The following is an 18,319-nucleotide window of genomic DNA, read 5'->3' on the forward strand; positions in this document are numbered from 1 at the left end:
GGAGCTCTGGAATAATGGGCTCCCGCCCTTTCAACCCGGTTATCCTGTGCTGCAACGTCTTCCGCAAATGGTGATCTTCGATGCGCTGGTGCGCGAGCAGGGGATCTCTGCTGCCGCTCGCCGTCTCGGTGTCTCCAAATCTCACATCAGCAAGCAGCTGGCGCTGCTGGAGACAGCCCTTGGCGCCCAGCTGGTACAGCGTACTACCCGTCGCTTCGCTCTGACCGAGCTGGGTCAGGAGTATGCCCGCCACTGCCATGCGCTGGTGGCGGTGGCGCAGGAGGCGAACTCGATGATCGCCGAGCGGCGCGGCAAGGTGAGTGGCGTGCTCCATCTCGGAGTGGGCCAATCTTTCGGCCGTCTGCATGTCATTCCCCATCTCAAGGCGTTTCAGGATCGTTATCCCGAGCTTGAGCTGGAGGTCTCCCTGTTCGATCACAAAACCAATCTGGTGGACGAAGGGCTGGATCTCTGGCTGACCACCTATGAGGACAAACCGGAAGGGCTGGTCGGTCAGCGGCTGGCCGATATCGGCTTCGTGCTGGCTGCTTCGCCGGATTACCTGTTGAGCCACGGTACGCCACTCCATCCGAAAGAGCTGGCCCAGCACAACTGCATCACCTATCAGAGCCGGGAGCGGCGCTATCACCAGTGGTCGTTCCGTCAGGGCAAGGAGCGCCAGACGGTGCAGGTTGCTGGCAACTATCGGGTCGACATGGCTGAGGCGGTGCGCGATGCGGCGCTGGCCGGGCTTGGCATCGCCTACATCGCCAACTACTTGCTGGACAAGGAGTTGCAAAGCGGCAAGCTGATCCCGCTGCTGCCGGAGTGGCGGCCGAACCAGCAGATGGCGGTACACGCCGTCTATGCCCGGCGCGAACATCTGGATCCCAAGATCCGTCTCTTCATCGATTTCCTCAAGGCTCGCTTTGGCCCGGAACCCTACTGGGAGCAGCGGCTGGCCCCCTGGCTCGGTGGTCGATTGTCCGGCAGCGAGGAATAATTGTTTTTAAATGGAAACATTTGATTTCTTCTGATACTAAAATCGAGCCAAATCAGCCAGTTGGCGCAACCGGTATCGTGCAAACGTTTTTTCTAACAGGCCCGTAACCAAGTGGACTTGCAGTGACGGGGGGAGAGGCGCAGAATCCGCGCCCATCTTTTTCCCCACCTGATGGAGTCCCTATGATTGCCCTGCTCGGCATCCTGAGTATCCTGGCGCTTGCCGTGATCTGCTCTGATAATCGTCGTCGTATCCCGTTGCGAACAGTTGGCCTTGCCCTCTGCCTGCAGGTCATGTTTGCCGCGCTGGTGCTCTGGCTGCCTGCTGGTCAGCACGTGCTGAATGGGGTGAGCGAGAGTGTCAGCAGCGTGATTGGCTACGGTCAGGAGGGGATCGCCTTCCTGTTCGGCGATCTGGCCAAGTTCAAGCTGGGCTTCATCTTTGCCTTCAACGTGCTGCCGGTCATCATCTTCTTCTCTGCGGTGATCGCCATTCTTTACCACATCGGCCTGATGCCGCGGGTGATCTCCCTGCTGGGCGGCGGTCTGCAGAAGCTGCTGGGCACCGGCCGTGCCGAAAGCCTCTCCGCCACCGCCAACATCTTCGTCGGCATGGTGGAAGCGCCGCTGGTGGTCAAACCCTACCTCTCCAAGATGTCCGACTCCCAGTTCTTCGCGGTGATGAGCTGTGGTCTCGCCTCCGTCGCGGGTGGTACTCTGGTCGGTTACGCCAGCATCGGGGTCGAGCTGAAATACCTGATTGCGGCTGCCTTCATGTCCGCGCCAGCCGGTCTGGCGATGGCCAAGATCCTGGTGCCGCCGAGTGTTGAAGAGGTGGATCACCATCAGGATGTCGAGATCCCCCGTGCCACCAACGTGATTGAAGCAGCGGCTGATGGTGCCATGTCCGGCCTCAATATCGCCGTGGCGGTCGGTGCAACCCTGTTGGCCTTCGTCGGCGTGATCGCCATGCTCAACGGTCTGCTCGGCTGGGCTGGTGGCCTGGTGGGTCTTGATCTGAGCTTCCAGATCATTCTGGGCTGGCTGTTTGCCCCGGTATCCTGGTTGATCGGTGTACCCTGGGAGCAGGCACAGGCTGCCGGTGCTCTGATCGGTACCAAGATCGTGGTCAACGAGTTCGTCGCCTTCATCGCCCTGGTGCAGGATCAGACCCTGAGCGAGTCGAGCAAGGCCATCGTCACCTTCGCCCTGTGCGGTTTCGCCAATATCTCCTCCATGGCCATCCTGATCGGCGGTCTGGGCGCCATGGTGCCGGAGCGCAAAGGCTTTATCGCCCGCTACGGCATGCGTGCCATCCTCTCCGGCGTGCTGGCCAACCTGATGAGCGCCTCCCTCGCGAGCATCTTCCTCGCCCTGTAACAGGCCTGGATAATTTATAAAACAGGGGCGCCATCATGGCGCCCTTGCTGTTTTTCCCGAATAAAAAGCCCCGACCTGAGTCGGGGCTTTTTGTTGCGCTATTCAGTCAACGTAGAAGGTTTGCTGGAAGGTGAGGATCTGCTGCTGACCACCCCCCATGATCTTCAAGGTGAACTGGTAGGTATCTTCATTGCGGTAGGGGAGGGTTGCCAGATAGTAGATGGCATCCCCCTCCTTGACCTCCTGGAAGCTGAGGTTGCGGATGGTGCCGGTGAGGTTTTTGGCCTCGCCGGTGACGGAGACCGCTTGGGCCTTGCCCTGCTTGTCCTGCACCGCAATGTTGATGATGCCGTTGTAGCGGCTGCGCTCCAGACCGTAGGTTTTGGCCACCTCGGGAGTGAGGAAGCTGGAGTTGAAGGCGTTGTAGTGCACCTGCCAGGGGCCCAGCTCCTTCATCTGTTCGGCCCGCAGGGGCAGGGTCATCAGCAGTGCCAACAGGCAGCTCATCCAGGCTGTTTTCATGGTGTCATCCCTCTCGTATCAATGTTGGCTCAGGCCGGATTGTCCAGCAGAGCGCTCACTTCCGGCGGCAACTGTTTGGGGCTGTCGATGGCGACCGTCTTGTGTCGCCCCAGCTCGCCCCGCACTATGGTGACCTGCCCCTTGGCCACCTTGAACTGCTTGGCCAGAAACTTGATCAAATAGCTGTTGGCCTGGCCATCGACGGGCGGTGCCGTGATGGCCACTTTCAACTCCTCTCCGTGCAATCCGACGATCTGATCCCGGCTCGCCTTGGGCTGGATCATCAGATGCAGTACCAGCTCATCCCCCTGTAGCAGGACGGCAGGCATCAAATCATCCACCACAGCTGGCCGAACAGGTCGCCCAGCAGATAGTTGATGGCCTGCAGCCCGATAAAGGCAACCAGCACCGAGAGATCCAGTCCGCCCAGTGCCGGCAGCACGCGGCGGATCGGAGAGAGGAAGGGCTCGGTCAGCTGGTACATCACATATTCGATGGGGTTGCGACCCTGGCTGACCCAGCTCAGGATGGCGCGGATCAGCAGTACCCAGAAGATCATCGAACCGGCCTTTTTCAGCACGGTCAGCGCGGCAAACAGGCTGAGACTGAGCCAGTCGGCCAGCAGCACGTTCATGCTCTTGAGCAGGGCCAGCTTGAGGAAGGCGACAGCCAGTGCCAGCACCACGGAGGCGAGATCCAGCCCCCCCAGACCCGGGATAACCCGGCGCAGCGGCACCACCAGCGGGTTGGTCAGCTTGACCACCATCTGGCTCATGGGGTTATAGAAGTCGGCACGCGCCCACTGCAGCCAGACGCGCAGCAGCACCACCATCAGGTAGAGATCGAAAACGGTGTTGATCAGAAAGTAAGCGGTGTTCATCGGGGCTCCTGTCAGAAAAGAGTTTCCATTTCGGCGGCGCGAGCTACGGCTGCCTGCATGGCGTTGGCAGTCAGCGGCATCAGCCCCTGCTGCTGGAATGTCTTGATGGCTTCGGCGGTTGTGCCGCCCTTGCTGGTGACCTGCTCACGCAGGGTTTGCAGCGACAGTTCGGGATTTTGCTCCACCATGGCAGCTGCGCCGAGGGCGGTCTGCTGCACCAGCTGGCGTGCCTGATCGGGTGAGAAGCCCATCGCTTCTGCCTCTTCGGCGATCGCCTGCATAAAGAGGAAGAAGTAGGCCGGGGCGCTGCCGGCTGCGGCGATGACGCTGTTGATGCCGGACTCCTGCTCCACCCAGAGGGTCTTGCCGACCGCCTGCATCATCTGCTCGGCAAAGTCGCGATCGCTGGCGGCAATATGCTCGGGGGCGTAGAGGCCAGTCATACCCAGACCCAACAGGGCCGGGGTATTGGGCATGGTACGGATGATACGGTCGTGACCACCGGCCATCTCGGCAAGGCGAGCAACCTTGATGCCGGCGGCGATGGAGACGAGCAGCTTGCCCGCAAGGGAGCCCAGCTCGGCAACCAGCGCTGCCAGCATGCCGGCCATCAGCTGCGGTTTGACCGCCAGCACGATCACCTCTGCATGGCGGGCCGCCTCGGCATTGGAGCGGGTGGTGCGAATGCCGTAGTCGCTGGCCAGCGCATCCAGTTTGGGCTGGCTCGGGTTGGCGGCAGTGATAAGCGTTGCCGGATAACCCGCCTTGACCAGACCGGCGATGATGCTGCGGCTCATGTTGCCAGCGCCGATGAAGGCGAGCGTCCTGTGCTGTTGCATTAAAGGCTCCTGTTGCTTGGTGGGGCGCTGGCACGCGGCGTGCGTTACATGCGCTCGCGCACCTGCTTATGAGTAGTCGCGGGCGCCGAAGATAGCAGTGCCGACCCGCACCATGGTGCTGCCGTGGGCGATCGCCAGTTCAAGATCCTCGGTCATCCCCATGGAGAGGGTATCGACGCTCGGGTATTGTCGCGCAAGCTCGGTGAACAGAGTCTGCATACGGGCCATTTGGGCGGCCAATATGGTCTCGTCACTGGTGTGTTCGGGAATGGCCATCAGCCCGCGCAGCACCAGCCGCTCACTGTGAGAAACCAGTTCGGCGAGGCGGAAAATCTCTTGTTCCGACGTTCCGGATTTGCTGCTCTCTCCGCTAATATTGATTTGCAGACAAACATTTAGCGGTGCCATGCTGGCAGGGCGCTGATTGTTCAGACGTTCGATCAGCTTCTCTCTGTCCACGCTTTGCACCCAGTCGAACCGTTCGGCAACCAGCCTGGATTTGTTCGATTGCAAAGGGCCGATAAAGTGCCACTCTAAGTCGTTATATTCGGGTTGCTGGCGCAGGGTGTCGATCTTGGTGGCCGCTTCCTGAGCGTAGGATTCGCCAAAGCAGCGCTGGCCGGCAGCGTGAGCGGCCATCAGGGCCTCAAGGGGTTTGGTTTTGCTGACCGCAAGCAACCGGACCTGCTCCGGATCGCGGCTCGCCCCTCTGGCTGCCTGGGCAATACGTTCTTTTACCTGAAGCAGGTGCTGGGCAATCTGGTTCATGTTTCGTTAGTGATCTTGTGATGGGAGAATGACAAATCTATGGATATCACAGAGTTATTGGCTTTCAGTGTAAAGCATAAAGCGTCGGATCTACACCTGTCCGCCGGGGTTCCCCCGATGATCAGGGTTGATGGCGAGGTTCGCAAGATCAATTTGCCCGCCCTGGAACATCGGGAAGTGCACGCCCTCATTTACGACATCATGAACGATCACCAGCGCAAGGAGCTGGAGGAGAACTTCGAGGTCGACTTCTCGTTCGAGGTGCCCAATCTGGCCCGTTTCCGGGTCAACGCTTTCCAGCAAGCGCGCGGTTCCGGCGCGGTATTTCGTACCATCCCCAGCACAGTGCTGAGCCTCGAAGATCTCGATGCGCCGGAGATCTTTCGCAAGATCGCCGAGTTCCCGCGCGGTCTGGTGCTGGTGACCGGGCCGACCGGTTCCGGTAAGTCGACCACGCTGGCGGCCATGGTCAACTACATCAACGAGAACTTCCATCACCATATCCTCACCATCGAAGACCCCATCGAATTTGTGCACGAGAACAAGCGCTGTCTGGTGAACCAGCGGGAAGTGCACCGCGATACCAAGAGCTTCAGCAATGCCCTGCGCTCGGCACTGCGGGAAGACCCTGACATCATTCTGGTAGGTGAGATGCGCGATCTTGAAACCATTCGCCTCGCCATGACCGCAGCCGAAACCGGCCACCTTGTATTTGGCACCCTGCACACCTCGTCGGCGGCCAAAACCATCGACCGTATCATCGACGTCTTTCCCGGCGCTGAAAAGGACATGGTGCGCTCCATGCTCTCCGAATCCCTGCGGGCGGTTATCTCCCAGACCCTGCTCAAGCGCATTGGCGGCGGCCGGGTGGCTGCTCACGAGATCATGATGGGGATCCCGGCGGTGCGTAATCTCATCCGGGAGGACAAGATCGCCCAGCTCTACTCGGTGATACAGACCGGGATGACCCACGGCATGCAGACCATGGATCAGAGTCTCAAGCAGCTGGTCAGCCGTGGCATGGTGGCGTCTCTCGACGCCAAGGCCAAGGCGGTTGACCCCAACAGCATCTGATGATGCCGGATCCAGGGAGGGATCGATGATGAATCTGGATGAACTGCTGGGCCAGCTGGTAGAGAAAAAAGGGTCGGATCTCTTTGTGACGGTGGGGACGCCCCCCACCCTCAAGGTGAACGGCCATCTGCTCTCTTTGGGAGGCGAAGCGCTCGATAAAAAGGCGGCGTTGACGCTGGTGAGGGAGACCCTGAGCCCCGAGCATTTCGAGCGCTATATCCGCACCAGGGAGGCCAACTACGCCATTCACCGCGAAACTTTGGGCCGGTTTCGGGTCAGCGCTTTCTGGCAGCAGGAGCTGCCCGGCATGGTGGTTAGGCGTATCGAGACCCGCATCCCGACCTTCGATGACCTGCAACTGCCCGTGATCCTGCAGGAGGTCGCATTGGCCAAGCGCGGACTGGTGCTGTTTGTTGGCGCCACCGGGGCGGGCAAATCGACCACCCAGGCGACCATGATTGGTTATCGCAACCAGCATGCCGACGGCCATATTCTGACGGTGGAGGATCCGGTGGAGTTTGTCCATCAGCATGGCCGCAGCCTGATAACCCAGCGGGAGGTGGGGATCGATACCGAGTCGTTCGATGTGGCGTTGAAAAGCTCGCTGCGTCAGGCACCTGACGTCATTTTGATCGGCGAGATCAGAAGCTCTGAGACCATGGAGTTTGCCCTGCAATTCGCCGAGACCGGTCACCTCTGCCTCGCGACCCTGCACGCCAACAACGCCAACCAGGCGCTGGATCGCATTCTGCATCTGGTGCCGCAGGAGAAGCATCGTCAGTTCCTGTTCGATCTCTCCTTCAACCTCAAGGCCATTGTCGCCCAGCAGCTGGTGCCGAGTGTGGATGGCAAGCGGCGCTGCGCCGCATTCGAGATCCTGCTCAACACCCCGCTTATCACCGACATCATTCGCAAAGGGGAGATGCACCGGCTCAAGGAGGTGATGACCAAATCGACCGAGCTTGGCATGCAAACCTTCGATCAATCGCTTTTCAACCTGTTCTGCTCCGGCCAGATTGGCTACAGTGAGGCCCTTGCCCATGCCGACTCGGCCAACGACCTGCGGCTGCTGATCAAGCTTTCCGGCCGTGATCAGCTTGGAACCGGTACGCTGGACAATGTGACGCTGGATGAATGAACAATGGGGTCGGGCCGCGGCTTGGCCCCACGCAATAAAGGAACCTTATGCTGATTGTTGTCTCCCCGGCCAAGACGCTGGATTACGAGTCACCGCTGGTGACAACCCGATTCACCCAACCCGAGCTGCTGGATCACTCTGCAGAACTCATCAAGCGGGCTCGCCAACTGAGCCCGGATCAAATTGCCACCCTGATGAAGATCAGCGACAAGCTGGCGGGTCTCAACGCCGCCCGTTTTGCCGAGTGGCAACCCGACTTTACTCCGGCCAACGCCCGTCAGGCGCTGCTGGCCTTCAAGGGGGATGTCTACACCGGATTGGCGGTGGAGGATTTCAGCGAGGCCGATTTTGACTTCGCTCAGGCGCATCTGCGAATGCTCTCCGGTCTCTACGGTGTGCTGCGCCCCCTCGATCTGATGATGCCCTACCGGCTTGAGATGGGAACCAGGCTCGACAACGGTCGCGGCAAGGATCTCTACCAGTTCTGGGGCGAGGTGATCACTCACCACCTCAATGAGGCGCTGGCAGCCCAAGGTGATGAGGTGCTGATCAATCTGGCCTCCGACGAGTATTTCAAGTCGGTACGACCCAAGAGCCTGAAAGGGCGGATCGTTACCCCGGTGTTCAAGGATGAGAAGAACGGCCAGTTCAAGATCATCAGCTTCTACGCCAAGAAGGCGCGCGGCATGATGGCTCGCCACATCATCAAGCACCGTCTGACCGAGGTGGAGCAGCTGACCGGTTTCAACGCCGATGGCTACTACTTCGTGCCGGAGGAGTCGGACGCCAATACCCTGATGTTTAAACGCGCCGAAAATTAATTACAAAAAGAGGGAACCAATCTTTCGACCCGCGGGTCTGAATATGTGAATCCTCTGTTGTAAGCACTTTTTATTCGCCGACGTTTGATACGTCGGCTTTTTTATTGCCGTTTTTATTGTCCATCGATTGCCTTCGCGGGGACTATGTGGTTCAGATAGACTCAAGACAGGGAGTGAGTCGTCGCGAGGTTTATATGGAACAGAAAAATGCCATTCGGCAGGTTGCCGTACCTTGGGCTCCGTCCCGCCAGCTCCCGCCCGGACTGGTCGTTGCCGAGCTGCATCAGGATCTCTGGAGCGACTCCCTGACCATCATGCTGGGTCGGGCGCGCAGCATCGATCTGCCTCCGCAAATCCTCTGCCGGGTCTATTTCCGCCATATCTACGCCCTGCGGGTGATCGAAGATTGCGATCTGGCGGAGGGGAAGGATAGCCACGCCATCGAAGAGCAGATCCAGCTCATCACCCCCTCCCGTTTCGCCAGCTGGTTCCATCAGGAGTCTGATGGCCTGCATCTGGACGAAGATTTGCAGCACTACCGCATCTCGACCTGGGATTACTGCGCCGACGTACTCACCTCTTCGGCTCCGGAGCTGCAGTTTGTCGCCCCGCGAGAATCCTGATCCGGTCATCGTCTGGTAGCAACAAGGGGGAAGGCCGTTTCAGCCTTCCCCCTTCTCTTTGCAGACGAATTCTTCCGGACACAAAAAAAGCGCCTCAAGGGAGGCGCTGGGGAAAAAAGACAGATTGGAAGCGTCACATGGGTGCTACTTGGAGTGGTGAATGAGCCGTGCCACTCAAGTATGGAGCCATCATGCCAGCTGCTATCTGAAGTAGTTCTGAGACAATTCTTCATCCTCTGTTCATCTTCTCGACACGTTTTCAGCAAGGTGACCGAGGCTCTCCTCTGCTGCGATGATTCTTCAGAACTCCGCGTTTATGAGGTCAGGACAAACGGCGCGTGACGCTGCTCCAGCTCCAGTAGCCAGCGTTTGATGGGAATGCCGCCGGCATAACCTGTCAGCTCGCCGCTGCGGCCGATCACCCGGTGGCAGGGCACTATGATGCTGAGCGGATTGCGCCCGTTGGCGGCTCCCACGGCTCTGACCGATTTGGGATTGCCGATGGCTTGGGCAATCTCGAGATAGCTGACGGTTTCACCGTAGGGGATGTCACAGAGGGCGCGCCATACCGCCTGCTGGAATGGCGTGCCACGGGCGGCCAGCGGCAGGTCGAATTGCTGCAACTTTCCGGCGAAGTAGGCGGCGAACTGCTCGACGAAGGGAGCAAGAGCCAGATCATCCCGTTGCCACTCTGCGGTCGGCGTTACCGGCTGCTCCCCCCGCACGAACTCCACATAACGCAGCCCGTCCCGATCGATGGCGATGAGCAGAGGGCCGTGGGCGCTGTCGCAAAAACTGTATTTCATGCTGTGATCCTCGGGCCAGGGTTAGTCCAGTACCAGCTTGCCGCGGGTCGATTTGATCTCCCCCTTGCGCTTCTTGGCATCAACCCGTTTGCGCTGGGAGCTGCGGGTCGGCTTGGTGGCATGGCGGGCCTTGGGACGCCACGCCGCCTTTTTCAGCAGTTCCACCAGACGGCTCATCGCCTCCTTGCGGTTCATGTCCTGACTGCGGTGGCTCTCGACCCGGATCAGGATAAAACCGTCATGCACCCGGCTGTCGCTCAGCTTGTCGAGCCCCTCCTTGTAGAGCGGGGTCAGGCTTGGGGAGTTGCGGTAATCGAAGCGCAACCAGACGGCGGAGTCGGTCTTGTTGACGTGCTGGCCACCGTTGCCCTGGGCCCGCATGGTCTGGAACTGCAGCTCATGCCAGGGGAGGGTAACGCTGTTGGAGATGACTAACATACTGCTGTGCTCTTGTTTGGTGCAGAGGCGCTGGCCGCCACAGCGTGGTGCCTCATTATGGGGCGCGTGGCTGGTCGATCCTGGCTCGCTTTGGGTGTTGCTCCGTAATTAGACGCTATCTTCATGAAATTTAATAATAAAAATACTTGGCACAAGAATTGATTCCCGGTTTATGACACACCATGGATTGGGAGCAACCAGATGAAGCTGATTAGTGCGATTATCAAACCGTTCAAGCTGGACGATGTCCGCGAGGCCATTGCCAACCTGGGGGTGGAGGGGTTGACCGTGTCCGAGGTCAAGGGATTTGGCCGCCAGAAGGGACACACCGAATTATACCGGGGGGCCGAGTATCAGGTCGACTTTTTACCCAAGGTGAAGCTGGAGATCGCCACCACGGATGACAACGTCGAAGGGGTGATAGAAGCGATCTGCAAGGCGGCCTATACCGGCAAGATCGGTGACGGCAAGATCTTCGTGTATGACCTGTTGCAGGCGGTGCGGATTCGTACTGGCGAGAACGACGAAGAGGCGCTCTGATCGCCGGTTTGTCACCTCACTTGCCATGGCAAAACCCGATTGGGGCTGGATGGGATTCTATCCGGCCCTTTTATTTATGCCTCGTTTAAATATGTGAACTTCCCCCGCCACTCCTCCTTGATCTCGCAATTGGAATATGCAGAATGCAAACGGCAATTGTTCTCACTCGATTTAGCAACTCAAGGAATGGATGATGAAAATGAAGATGCTGGCACTGGCTTTCTCTGCATTGGCAGCCCAGTCTGCGTTGGCGGCAGGAGAGGTGAATGTCTACTCCAACCGGCAGGATGAGCTGATCAAGCCCATCATCCAGCAGTTCGAGAAGGAATCGGGCATCAAGGTGAACGTGGTGTTCGCCAAAGAGGGGCTGAACGAGCGTCTGGAGCGGGAAGGCAAGCTCTCTCCGGCCGACCTGATGCTGACAACCGATATCAGCCGTCTGACCGATCTGGTAGACAAGGGGCTGGTGCAGCCGGTGGAGAGCAAGATCCTGCAGGAGAACATCCCCGCCAGCTATCGCGATCCGGAGAACCGCTGGTTCGCCCTGACCACCCGGGTGCGTGCCATCTACTCCAGCAAGGATCGCCTCGGCAAGCTCGATACCATCAGCTACGAAGATCTGGCCAAGCCGGAATTCAAAGGGAAAATCTGCACCCGCAGCGGCAAGCATGAGTACAATGTGGCGCTGGTCTCCTCGATGATCGTCCATCACGGCATGGCCGAGACCAAAACCTGGCTGGAAGGGGTCAAGGCCAACCTGGCGCGCAAACCGCAGGGCAACGACCGGGATCAGGTCAAGGCGATCAAGGATGGCATCTGTGACCTGTCGCTCGGCAACAGCTACTATCTGGGCGCCATGTTGAAAGATCCGGCGCAGAAGTCCTGGGCGGATGCGGTCTATATCAACTTCCCGAACCAGGCTGACCGCGGTGCCCACGTCAACGTGAGCGGCGTGGCCATGACCAAATATGCCAAGAACAAGGCCGAGGCCCAGAAGCTGATGGAGTTTCTGGCTGGTGACACCGCCCAGCACATGTATGCGGATGTGAACGCCGAATATCCGGTCAAGGCCGGAGTCGAGCCTTCCGCCATGGTCAAGTCCTGGGGCAGTTTCAAGTCTGACGCACTACCGGTCAGCGATTACGCCAAGCACCGCAAGGACGCCTTGCAGTTGCTGGATGAAGTGAAGTTCGACTTGTAATCAGATGGGGCCAACGGCCCCATCAACATCTGTGGTCTCATGAAAAATTTTGGATGGATGACCGGCAGCTGGGCCATCGCCCTGCTGCTGGGTTTACCGGTTATAGCCCTGCTTTTCTCTGCCTTCTCGGCTGAGGGGGAGCTGTTTCGCCACCTCGCCGATACTGTGCTGCTCGACTATCTGGCCAATACCCTTGGGCTGGTGGTTGGCGTGGTGCTGCTCAGCCTGCTGTTTGGTGTGCCCACCGCCTGGCTGGTGGCCATGTGTCAGGTACCGGGGCGGCGAGCCCTGCAGTGGGCCTTGATGCTGCCGATGGCGATGCCCTCCTATATCGTCGCCTACGTCTATACCGACTTGCTCGATTACTCGGGCCCGCTACAGGCCGGGTTGAGAGCACTCTTTGGCTGGAACGGTCCGGCCGATTACTGGTTTCCTGCCATTCGCTCCCTTGGCGGCGCTGCCTGGGTGCTGGCACTGGTGCTGTTCCCTTACGTCTATCTGCTGACCCGCGCCTCTTTTCTCGAGCAGTCGGTCAGCCTGATCCACTCCAGCCGCCTGCTCGGCTGTACCCCGTGGCAGAGCTTTCGCCGCCTCAGTCTGCCGCTGGCGCGCCCGGCCATCATGGTGGCGGTATCGCTGGTGGCGATGGAGACGTTGGCTGACTTTGCCACTGTCCACTTCTTTGCCATCAACACCCTGACCACGGCGGTCTACGACACCTGGCTCGGCTATGGCAGTCTGGCCACTGCGGCCAAACTCTCCTGCCTGATGCTGTTGGCGGTGGTGCTGCTGATCGCGCTGGAGCGCCGCTCGCGCAGTCGGCAGCAGGTGTTCCAGAAGTCCATGGGCCATGAGCAGCCGCTGCGCTATCCGCTCAAGAGGATGAGTCGCGCTCTGGCCGCTCTCTGGTGCTGGGGGCTGGTGTTGGCCGGTTTCGGCCTGCCGTTCGTCATCTTGCTGGACTACGGAGTGCGCTACTTCGAGCTGTCATGGACGCCGGAGTTCGTCCTCTTCGCTGGCAACAGCCTGCTTATCTCGGCGCTGACCGCCCTGCTGGCGATGGGGATTGCCCTGCTGCTCGGCTTCTGCCGCCGCCTCGATGGCGGGATCAAGAGTCTGCTGCCCCTGCGCATCGCCGCCATGGGTTACGCCATGCCGGGTACCGTGCTCGCCATCGGGGTGCTGGTGCCGCTCACCGCCCTCGATTTTGCCATCAACGATCTCGCCGAGTGGTTGGGGCGTCAGGGGCCGGGCTTGTTGCTGACCGGTACCATCACCGCCATCGTGTTCGGTTATCTGGTGCGCTTCGTGGCCATCGCCATCGGCTCGGTGGAGAGCAGCATGGGCAAGATCTCCCCCAGCCTCGATATGGCGGCCCGCTCTCTGGGGCAGGGAGATGGGGCCATGCTGCGGCGGGTCCATCTGCCGCTGGTACGCCGCGGTCTGTTTGCCGGCGCCATGCTGGTGTTCATCGAATCCATGAAGGAGCTGCCCGCCGCTCTGCTGCTGCGGCCGTTCAACTTCGATACCCTGGCGACCCACGTCTACCAGTTCGTATCGGACGAGATGCTGGAGCGCGGCGCGCTGGGGGCCATCGTCATCGTGCTGGTGGGGCTGTTGCCGCTGATCTGGGTCAACCGCACTCTGGACACTCCGGGCCACTGAGTCGCCACGTCGACCAATGAAATTGCATGCGGTGTGCTGAACCGAAAGGCAGTGCGCCGCCAGAAACGAGAGGAAGTCAGCCTTGTCCTGTTTGCAGGTTGAAAATGTCAGCTGCCGTTACAACGGCCGCAATGTGCTGGAGCAGCTCTCCCTGACGGTGGCAGACAACGAGATCGTCTGCCTGCTGGGAGCCAGTGGCTGCGGCAAAACCACGCTGCTCAAGGCCATCGCAGGGCTGCTGCCGTTGGCAGAGGGGACGATCCGCCTCGGCGATACCCTGCTCGACGGGCCGGGTGCCAGCGTGCCGCCCGAGGCGCGCAACATTGGCCTGATCTTTCAGGATTACGCCCTCTTTCCCCACCTGACGGTGGCCGACAACGTCGGCTTCGGTCTGACCAAACTCGATCGCCGCGCCCGCCAGCAGCGGGTGGACGAGGCGCTGGCGCTGGTCAATCTGCAGGGGCTGGGGGATCGTTATCAGCACCAGCTCTCCGGCGGCCAGCAGCAGCGGGTGGCCATCGCCCGGGCGCTGGTGTGCAAGCCGCGGCTGATGCTGCTGGATGAACCCTTCTCCAACATCGATACCCAGGTGAGGATGAAGCTGATCCTCGAGATCCGAGCCCTGCTCAAGCAGCAGGGGATCGGCGCCATCTTCGTCAGCCACAGCAAGGAGGAGGCGTTCGCCTTCGCTGATCGGCTGGCGCTGTTTCGCGCAGGTCATATCGAACAGGTGGGCCAGCCGGAGCAGCTCTATCGCCGCCCGCAAAACCGCTTCGTGGCGGAGTTTCTCGGCGGGGTCAACTATCTGGCCGCCGAGGTGGTGGACAGCCACTGCGTCCAGACGGTGCTCGGGGTTATCTGTGGCAGCGAACCCCATGGCCGGGCGGTGGGCGAGCAGTTGCAGCTGATGCTCAGACCCCAGCAACTGCTGCTGGAGAGCGCCGCAGATGGGGAGCTCAAGGTGGTGGAGCAGCAGTTCCTCGGCCATCACTGCCGGGTGCTGTTCGAGTGTGGCGATCTGCAGCTGGAGGCGAGCATTGGCGAGCCTCTTGAGGGGATGCGGGCCCGAATCCGGGTGGCGCCTCATACGCTGGTGTTGTTTGACCCTTTACCCTGAACGCGTGATATCGTCGTGAAATCAAAGAACTGGAGCTGCTCTGGTTTATAATCGCGCAACGCTAATAGCCCATAACGCTAACGCCTACTCAGGGGAGAGATATATGAAAGCCCAAGCCGGGATCTGCGCAGAGCCGAATCTGCACGCCCTCTATCTGATGTTCAATCGCACCGGCGATGCCGCCGAACTGGTCGGCCGTCTGGCCAAACTGCCCGCCCTGTGGCAGGCGGTCGCTGCCGATTTCCCCGAGGCCGGTTTCAGCGGTCTGGTTGCCGTCGGCGCCGATGCCTGGGATGGTCTCTACCCTGCCGCACGTCCGCCCCAGTTCCGCAGCTTTATGGCGCAATCCGCCAACGGTCAGGAAGCCCCCAACACTCCGTTTGATCTCTTCATTCAGCTGCGTGCCGATCGGGTGGACGTGCTGCACCACGCCGGTCATCGAGTGATGGCGTTGCTGGCCGGACTGGTAGAGCTGGCCGAAGAGGTGCGCGGTTTCCGCAATCTGGATTGCCGTGACCTGACCGGTTTCGTCGATGGCACCGAGAACCCGCAGGATGAGCACCGCGCCGAAGTGGCGCTGCTGGCCGAGGGCGAGTTTGCCGGTGGCTCCTACATCCACGTTCAGCGCTGGGTCCACGCCATGAGCGACTGGGAGAAGCTGGCGCAGAAAGAGCAGGAAGACATCATCGGTCGCACCAAGCCCGACAACATCGAGTATGAGTCTGCCGCCAAGCCGCTGACCGCCCACATCAAGCGGGTCAACCTCAAGACCCCGAAAGGGGAGTCCATGGAGATCCTGCGCCAGAGCATGCCCTGGGGCACCATGACCGAGCAGGGGCTCTACTTCATCTCCTGCTGCCGAACTCAGCAGCACTTCAACGCCATGCTGGCCAGCATGTACAAGGGGGAGGGCAGCCACTTCGACCACCTGCTGCGCTTCACCAGGGCAGTGACTGGCGCCGCCTTCTTCGCCCCATCGGAAGGTTTTCTGATGGCGCAGGGCAAGTAATAGCGGATGTGACTGCGCCACCTTCCCCCTCGTGCCGCCAAGTGCGCAGAGAGCGCCTGGTTGCCAAGAGATCGGGCGGTGGGGGTGGCCTGTCATGCTCCGAGAGCTGCTGACGCTGCTGGCTAGATTGTTTCGCTGGTGCAACGAAAATCAATTTATGCCAGTAATAGGTGCAACAATCTCGATCAGCATCGCGAGGATGGGCGCAGCGAGAGGGGGCAGAACAGACTCCCGATCTGCTGGCTCACCAAACAAAAATCCCGGCCTTGGCCGGGATTTTTCGTTCTGGCGTGACCGCGATGACGCGGCGGCAACGATTACGGAGTCTGTTCGAACAGCTCGAGGGCGGAGAGGTAGAGCTCTTCGATATCGGTATCGCTGGTCGGGGTGATGAAGATGGTGTCGTCACCGGCGATGGTACCGAGGATCCCCTCTGCCTTGCCGAGGGAGTCGAGCAGGCGGGCGATCAGCTGGGCTGCGCCCGGGCTGGTGTGGATCACCACCAGTGCGCCGTTGTGGTCGACATCCAGCACCAGATTCTTGAGCGGGCTGGAGGTGGTGGGTACGCCCAGTTCTACCGGCAGGCAGTAGACCATCTCCATCTTGGCATTGCGGGTGCGAACGGCGCCGAAGCGGCTCAGCATGCGCGATACCTTGGACTGGTTGATGTTCTCGAAGCCCAGTTCTTGCAGGGCAGTGACGATCTCTGCCTGGGAGCCAAAGCGCTCTTCTTTCAGCAAGGCTTTAAAGGCCTTAGCCAGTTTTTCTTGCTTGTCGTTATGTTTCATCTTGGTCTCACGAATGAGGAGGTGTGGCGGCCTGTTTCAGAGCCAGGCGGCAGATACGAACAGCGTGGCTATTTTGCATTCATATGCCGTTTTTTGCAAGGAAGCGGCGCTTGTTCTGCATATTGATTCAAAAATGGCTTGCATCAACCTTTATAAGGGATAGAATCGGGACGAAATTTTGAAAACTTATTCAATTGGGCTGTATGGGTATTGAATTAATAGGTATCGAGAAGTCCTGGCACAAGGTGCCGGTACTGCAACAGGTGAGCTTTCGGACATCCCCCGGTGAGACCTTGGTACTGCTGGGCCCGAGCGGTGCAGGCAAGAGCTCGCTGCTACGCATGATGAACCTGCTGGACACCCCGGATGCCGGTGTTCTGCGCATAGGGGAAAATGAATTTTCTTTCCCGAGCCCCCTCTCCACTGCCGAATTCAATCGCCAGTCCCAACTGCTGCGCCGCAAGGTGGGCATGGTGTTCCAGCAGTACAATCTCTGGCCACACCTCACCGTGATGGAGAATCTGATTGAAGCGCCGGTCAAGGTGCTGGGCATGAGCAAGGAGGCGGCCATCGAGAAGGGCGCCTATCTGCTGGCCCAGCTGCAACTGGCCGACAAGCGCGATGCCTGGCCGGCACGCCTCTCCGGCGGTCAGCAGCAGCGGGTGGCCATTGCCCGCACCCTGATGATGGATCCGGAAGTGCTGCTGTTTGACGAGCCGACCGCCGCCCTCGATCCCGAGATCACCAAGGAGGTGGCCGAGATCATCCGTACCCTGAGCCAGACCGGCATCACCCAGGTGGTGGTGACCCACGAGGTCGACTTCGCCCGCAAGGTCGCCAGTCAGGTGATCTATCTGGAGAAAGGGCGGATCATCGAGTCCGGCTCCGCCGCCATTTTCCAATCCCCGCAAACCAGCCGGTTTGCCGAATTCTTGATGCATTGATACTGAATCGATAAGGAAGCTGTCATGAAAAAGAGTCTGTTGCTGGTCGCAGCCATGGGGTTGCTGAGTACCTCCGTACTGGCCAAAGAGATCAAGTTCGCCACCGAGGCCACCTACGCACCGTTCGAATATCTGGACGACAAGAACGAGTTTCAGGGTTTTGACATCGATCTGGCGCGCGCCATCTGCGAGCAGGCCAAGCTGGAGTGCAGCTTCCACAACCAGGCCTTTGACAGCCTGATCCCCAGCCTGAAATTCCGTCGCTATGACGCTGCCATCGCCGCCATGGACGTGACCCCGGAGCGGGCTGCGCAGGTCGACTTCTCCGACATCTACTACGAGAACTCTGCCGTGTTCGTGGCCAAAAAAGGCGCCTTCAAGGGGCCGGAAGGGCTGGTAGACAAGACGGTCGGCGTGCAGAACGGCACCTCTCACCAGTCCTATCTGGTGGATAACTGGGTGAGCAAGGGGCTGCTGACCGTGCCTTACGCCAGCTACCAGAGCGCCTTCCTCGACATGATGAACGGCCGCACCGACGGCGTGTTTGCCGATACCGCCGTCGCCGCCGACTGGCTGAAGCAGCACAAGGAGTACGCCGTGGTGGGTGCGCCGGTGACCGATGCCAAGTACTTCGGTACCGGCTTTGGCATCGCGGTGGCCAAGGGCAATCAGGAGTTGCTGACCCAGCTGAACAAGGGGCTGGCCGATATCAAGGCCAACGGCACCTATCAGAAGATCTTCGACAAATACTTCGCGCACTAAGC

21 protein-coding genes are annotated in these 18,319 nt (G+C 59.9%); 13 read left to right on the forward strand and 8 right to left on the reverse strand.

The genetic code is table 11. From position 1 onward, the window contains the following. The first annotated feature begins 67 nt into the window (after positions 1-67). Positions 68-1,003 carry a LysR family transcriptional regulator gene (locus I6L40_RS05345; RefSeq protein WP_033114036.1) on the forward strand — a complete coding sequence of 312 codons (936 nt, stop codon included), beginning with the start codon at positions 68-70 and terminating at the stop codon, positions 1,001-1,003. Between the two features lie 182 nt (positions 1,004-1,185). Next, a complete protein-coding gene (locus tag I6L40_RS05350) occupies positions 1,186-2,382 on the forward strand; it encodes a NupC/NupG family nucleoside CNT transporter (protein ID WP_071913545.1) in 1,197 nt (398 codons plus the stop codon). A 102-nt stretch (positions 2,383-2,484) separates the two neighbouring features. Here the strand turns inward: I6L40_RS05350 and I6L40_RS05355 are convergent, their stop codons facing one another. The 5 genes from I6L40_RS05355 to I6L40_RS05375 form a co-directional block, all read right to left on the reverse strand. After that, positions 2,485-2,904, reverse strand: a complete 420-nt coding sequence (locus I6L40_RS05355) for a DUF4426 domain-containing protein (RefSeq protein ID WP_041209070.1) — start codon at positions 2,902-2,904, stop codon at positions 2,485-2,487. Positions 2,905-2,933: 29 nt separating this feature from the next. Then, complete coding sequence (yggU, locus tag I6L40_RS05360; RefSeq protein ID WP_216995094.1) at positions 2,934-3,233, reverse strand: DUF167 family protein YggU; 300 nt, start codon at positions 3,231-3,233, stop codon at positions 2,934-2,936. After that, complete coding sequence (locus I6L40_RS05365; RefSeq protein ID WP_041209071.1) at positions 3,233-3,784, reverse strand: YggT family protein; 552 nt, start codon at positions 3,782-3,784, stop codon at positions 3,233-3,235. The genes yggU and I6L40_RS05365 overlap by 1 nt, the downstream gene beginning before the upstream one ends. 11 nt (positions 3,785-3,795) lie before the next feature. Then, complete coding sequence (gene proC, locus I6L40_RS05370; RefSeq protein ID WP_216995095.1) at positions 3,796-4,623, reverse strand: pyrroline-5-carboxylate reductase; 828 nt, start codon at positions 4,621-4,623, stop codon at positions 3,796-3,798. Positions 4,624-4,689: 66 nt separating this feature from the next. Continuing rightward, positions 4,690-5,391, reverse strand: coding sequence for a YggS family pyridoxal phosphate-dependent enzyme (locus I6L40_RS05375; RefSeq protein ID WP_071913549.1), 702 nt, complete (start codon positions 5,389-5,391; stop codon positions 4,690-4,692). A 39-nt stretch (positions 5,392-5,430) separates the two neighbouring features. Between I6L40_RS05375 and tapT the strand changes: the two genes are divergently transcribed. The 4 genes from tapT to I6L40_RS05395 all read left to right on the forward strand — a co-directional run bounded on the left by tapT (position 5,431) and on the right by I6L40_RS05395 (position 9,047). Next, positions 5,431-6,465 (forward strand): type IVa pilus ATPase TapT, encoded by a 1,035-nt coding sequence (gene tapT / locus I6L40_RS05380; RefSeq protein WP_033114043.1) that lies wholly within the window; start codon positions 5,431-5,433, stop codon positions 6,463-6,465. 28 nt (positions 6,466-6,493) lie between these two features. Then, on the forward strand, positions 6,494-7,603 hold the full coding sequence (gene tapU, locus I6L40_RS05385) for a type IVa pilus ATPase TapU (RefSeq protein ID WP_071913663.1): 1,110 nt from the start codon (positions 6,494-6,496) through the stop codon (positions 7,601-7,603). Between the two features lie 47 nt (positions 7,604-7,650). Then, on the forward strand, positions 7,651-8,424 hold the full coding sequence (gene yaaA / locus I6L40_RS05390) for a peroxide stress protein YaaA (RefSeq protein WP_071913551.1): 774 nt from the start codon (positions 7,651-7,653) through the stop codon (positions 8,422-8,424). 194 nt (positions 8,425-8,618) lie between these two features. Beyond that, positions 8,619-9,047, forward strand: a complete 429-nt coding sequence (locus I6L40_RS05395; protein ID WP_033114045.1) for a hypothetical protein — start codon at positions 8,619-8,621, stop codon at positions 9,045-9,047. Positions 9,048-9,361: 314 nt separating this feature from the next. Here the strand turns inward: I6L40_RS05395 and I6L40_RS05400 are convergent, their stop codons facing one another. Together I6L40_RS05400 and arfB are read right to left on the reverse strand one after the other, a co-directional pair. Next, positions 9,362-9,853, reverse strand: coding sequence for a methylated-DNA--[protein]-cysteine S-methyltransferase (locus tag I6L40_RS05400; RefSeq protein WP_071913553.1), 492 nt, complete (start codon positions 9,851-9,853; stop codon positions 9,362-9,364). 21 nt (positions 9,854-9,874) lie between these two features. Then, positions 9,875-10,291, reverse strand: a complete 417-nt coding sequence (gene arfB, locus I6L40_RS05405; RefSeq protein ID WP_033114047.1) for an alternative ribosome rescue aminoacyl-tRNA hydrolase ArfB — start codon at positions 10,289-10,291, stop codon at positions 9,875-9,877. Between the two features lie 201 nt (positions 10,292-10,492). Between arfB and glnK the strand changes: the two genes are divergently transcribed. From glnK to I6L40_RS05430, 5 genes are all read left to right on the forward strand, one after another. Continuing rightward, positions 10,493-10,831: a P-II family nitrogen regulator gene (gene glnK, locus I6L40_RS05410; protein ID WP_033114048.1), complete on the forward strand. Its 339-nt coding sequence runs from the start codon at positions 10,493-10,495 to the stop codon at positions 10,829-10,831. Between the two features lie 193 nt (positions 10,832-11,024). Next, positions 11,025-12,032 carry a Fe(3+) ABC transporter substrate-binding protein gene (locus I6L40_RS05415; protein ID WP_216995096.1) on the forward strand — a complete coding sequence of 336 codons (1,008 nt, stop codon included), beginning with the start codon at positions 11,025-11,027 and terminating at the stop codon, positions 12,030-12,032. Positions 12,033-12,071: 39 nt separating this feature from the next. Further along, on the forward strand, positions 12,072-13,697 hold the full coding sequence (locus I6L40_RS05420; RefSeq protein WP_216995097.1) for an iron ABC transporter permease: 1,626 nt from the start codon (positions 12,072-12,074) through the stop codon (positions 13,695-13,697). 82 nt (positions 13,698-13,779) lie between these two features. Further along, positions 13,780-14,814, forward strand: a complete 1,035-nt coding sequence (locus I6L40_RS05425; protein ID WP_216995098.1) for an ABC transporter ATP-binding protein — start codon at positions 13,780-13,782, stop codon at positions 14,812-14,814. Between the two features lie 103 nt (positions 14,815-14,917). After that, a complete protein-coding gene (locus I6L40_RS05430) occupies positions 14,918-15,823 on the forward strand; it encodes a Dyp-type peroxidase (protein WP_005341402.1) in 906 nt (301 codons plus the stop codon). A 317-nt stretch (positions 15,824-16,140) separates the two neighbouring features. Here I6L40_RS05430 and argR read toward each other — a convergent pair whose 3' ends face one another. After that, the gene (argR, locus tag I6L40_RS05435) at positions 16,141-16,611 is read right to left on the reverse strand and encodes a transcriptional regulator ArgR (protein ID WP_005340378.1); all 471 of its coding nucleotides are present in this window, start codon (positions 16,609-16,611) and stop codon (positions 16,141-16,143) included. A 203-nt stretch (positions 16,612-16,814) separates the two neighbouring features. Between argR and I6L40_RS05440 the strand changes: the two genes are divergently transcribed. After that, positions 16,815-17,555, forward strand: coding sequence for an ATP-binding cassette domain-containing protein (locus tag I6L40_RS05440; protein WP_071913666.1), 741 nt, complete (start codon positions 16,815-16,817; stop codon positions 17,553-17,555). A 24-nt stretch (positions 17,556-17,579) separates the two neighbouring features. Then, positions 17,580-18,317, forward strand: coding sequence for a transporter substrate-binding domain-containing protein (locus tag I6L40_RS05445; protein WP_042030758.1), 738 nt, complete (start codon positions 17,580-17,582; stop codon positions 18,315-18,317). The last annotated feature ends 2 nt before the right edge of the window (positions 18,318-18,319 follow it).

This window comes from Aeromonas sp. FDAARGOS 1410, from assembly GCF_019048745.1.
Lineage (GTDB): Bacteria > Pseudomonadota > Gammaproteobacteria > Enterobacterales > Aeromonadaceae > Aeromonas > Aeromonas jandaei.

Bases quoted from the DNA above. Each gene is read 5' to 3' on its own strand.
- I6L40_RS05375 (WP_071913549.1), bottom strand. From the start codon at position 5,391: ATGAACCAGATTGCCCAGCACCTGCTTCAGGTAAAAGAACGTATTGCC.
- tapT (WP_033114043.1), top strand. From the start codon at position 5,431: ATGGATATCACAGAGTTATTGGCTTTCAGTGTAAAGCATAAAGCGTCG.
- arfB (WP_033114047.1), bottom strand. From the start codon at position 10,291: ATGTTAGTCATCTCCAACAGCGTTACCCTCCCCTGGCATGAGCTGCAG.
- I6L40_RS05415 (WP_216995096.1), top strand. From the start codon at position 11,025: ATGAAAATGAAGATGCTGGCACTGGCTTTCTCTGCATTGGCAGCCCAG.
- tapU (WP_071913663.1), top strand. From the start codon at position 6,494: ATGAATCTGGATGAACTGCTGGGCCAGCTGGTAGAGAAAAAAGGGTCG.
- I6L40_RS05440 (WP_071913666.1), top strand. From the start codon at position 16,815: ATGGGTATTGAATTAATAGGTATCGAGAAGTCCTGGCACAAGGTGCCG.
- I6L40_RS05355 (WP_041209070.1), bottom strand. From the start codon at position 2,904: ATGAAAACAGCCTGGATGAGCTGCCTGTTGGCACTGCTGATGACCCTG.
- proC (WP_216995095.1), bottom strand. From the start codon at position 4,623: ATGCAACAGCACAGGACGCTCGCCTTCATCGGCGCTGGCAACATGAGC.
- I6L40_RS05445 (WP_042030758.1), top strand. From the start codon at position 17,580: ATGAAAAAGAGTCTGTTGCTGGTCGCAGCCATGGGGTTGCTGAGTACC.
- yggU (WP_216995094.1), bottom strand. From the start codon at position 3,233: ATGCCTGCCGTCCTGCTACAGGGGGATGAGCTGGTACTGCATCTGATG.
- yaaA (WP_071913551.1), top strand. From the start codon at position 7,651: ATGCTGATTGTTGTCTCCCCGGCCAAGACGCTGGATTACGAGTCACCG.
- I6L40_RS05420 (WP_216995097.1), top strand. From the start codon at position 12,072: ATGAAAAATTTTGGATGGATGACCGGCAGCTGGGCCATCGCCCTGCTG.
- I6L40_RS05400 (WP_071913553.1), bottom strand. From the start codon at position 9,853: ATGAAATACAGTTTTTGCGACAGCGCCCACGGCCCTCTGCTCATCGCC.
- I6L40_RS05345 (WP_033114036.1), top strand. From the start codon at position 68: ATGGTGATCTTCGATGCGCTGGTGCGCGAGCAGGGGATCTCTGCTGCC.
- I6L40_RS05395 (WP_033114045.1), top strand. From the start codon at position 8,619: ATGGAACAGAAAAATGCCATTCGGCAGGTTGCCGTACCTTGGGCTCCG.
- argR (WP_005340378.1), bottom strand. From the start codon at position 16,611: ATGAAACATAACGACAAGCAAGAAAAACTGGCTAAGGCCTTTAAAGCC.
- glnK (WP_033114048.1), top strand. From the start codon at position 10,493: ATGAAGCTGATTAGTGCGATTATCAAACCGTTCAAGCTGGACGATGTC.
- I6L40_RS05430 (WP_005341402.1), top strand. From the start codon at position 14,918: ATGAAAGCCCAAGCCGGGATCTGCGCAGAGCCGAATCTGCACGCCCTC.
- I6L40_RS05350 (WP_071913545.1), top strand. From the start codon at position 1,186: ATGATTGCCCTGCTCGGCATCCTGAGTATCCTGGCGCTTGCCGTGATC.
- I6L40_RS05365 (WP_041209071.1), bottom strand. From the start codon at position 3,784: ATGAACACCGCTTACTTTCTGATCAACACCGTTTTCGATCTCTACCTG.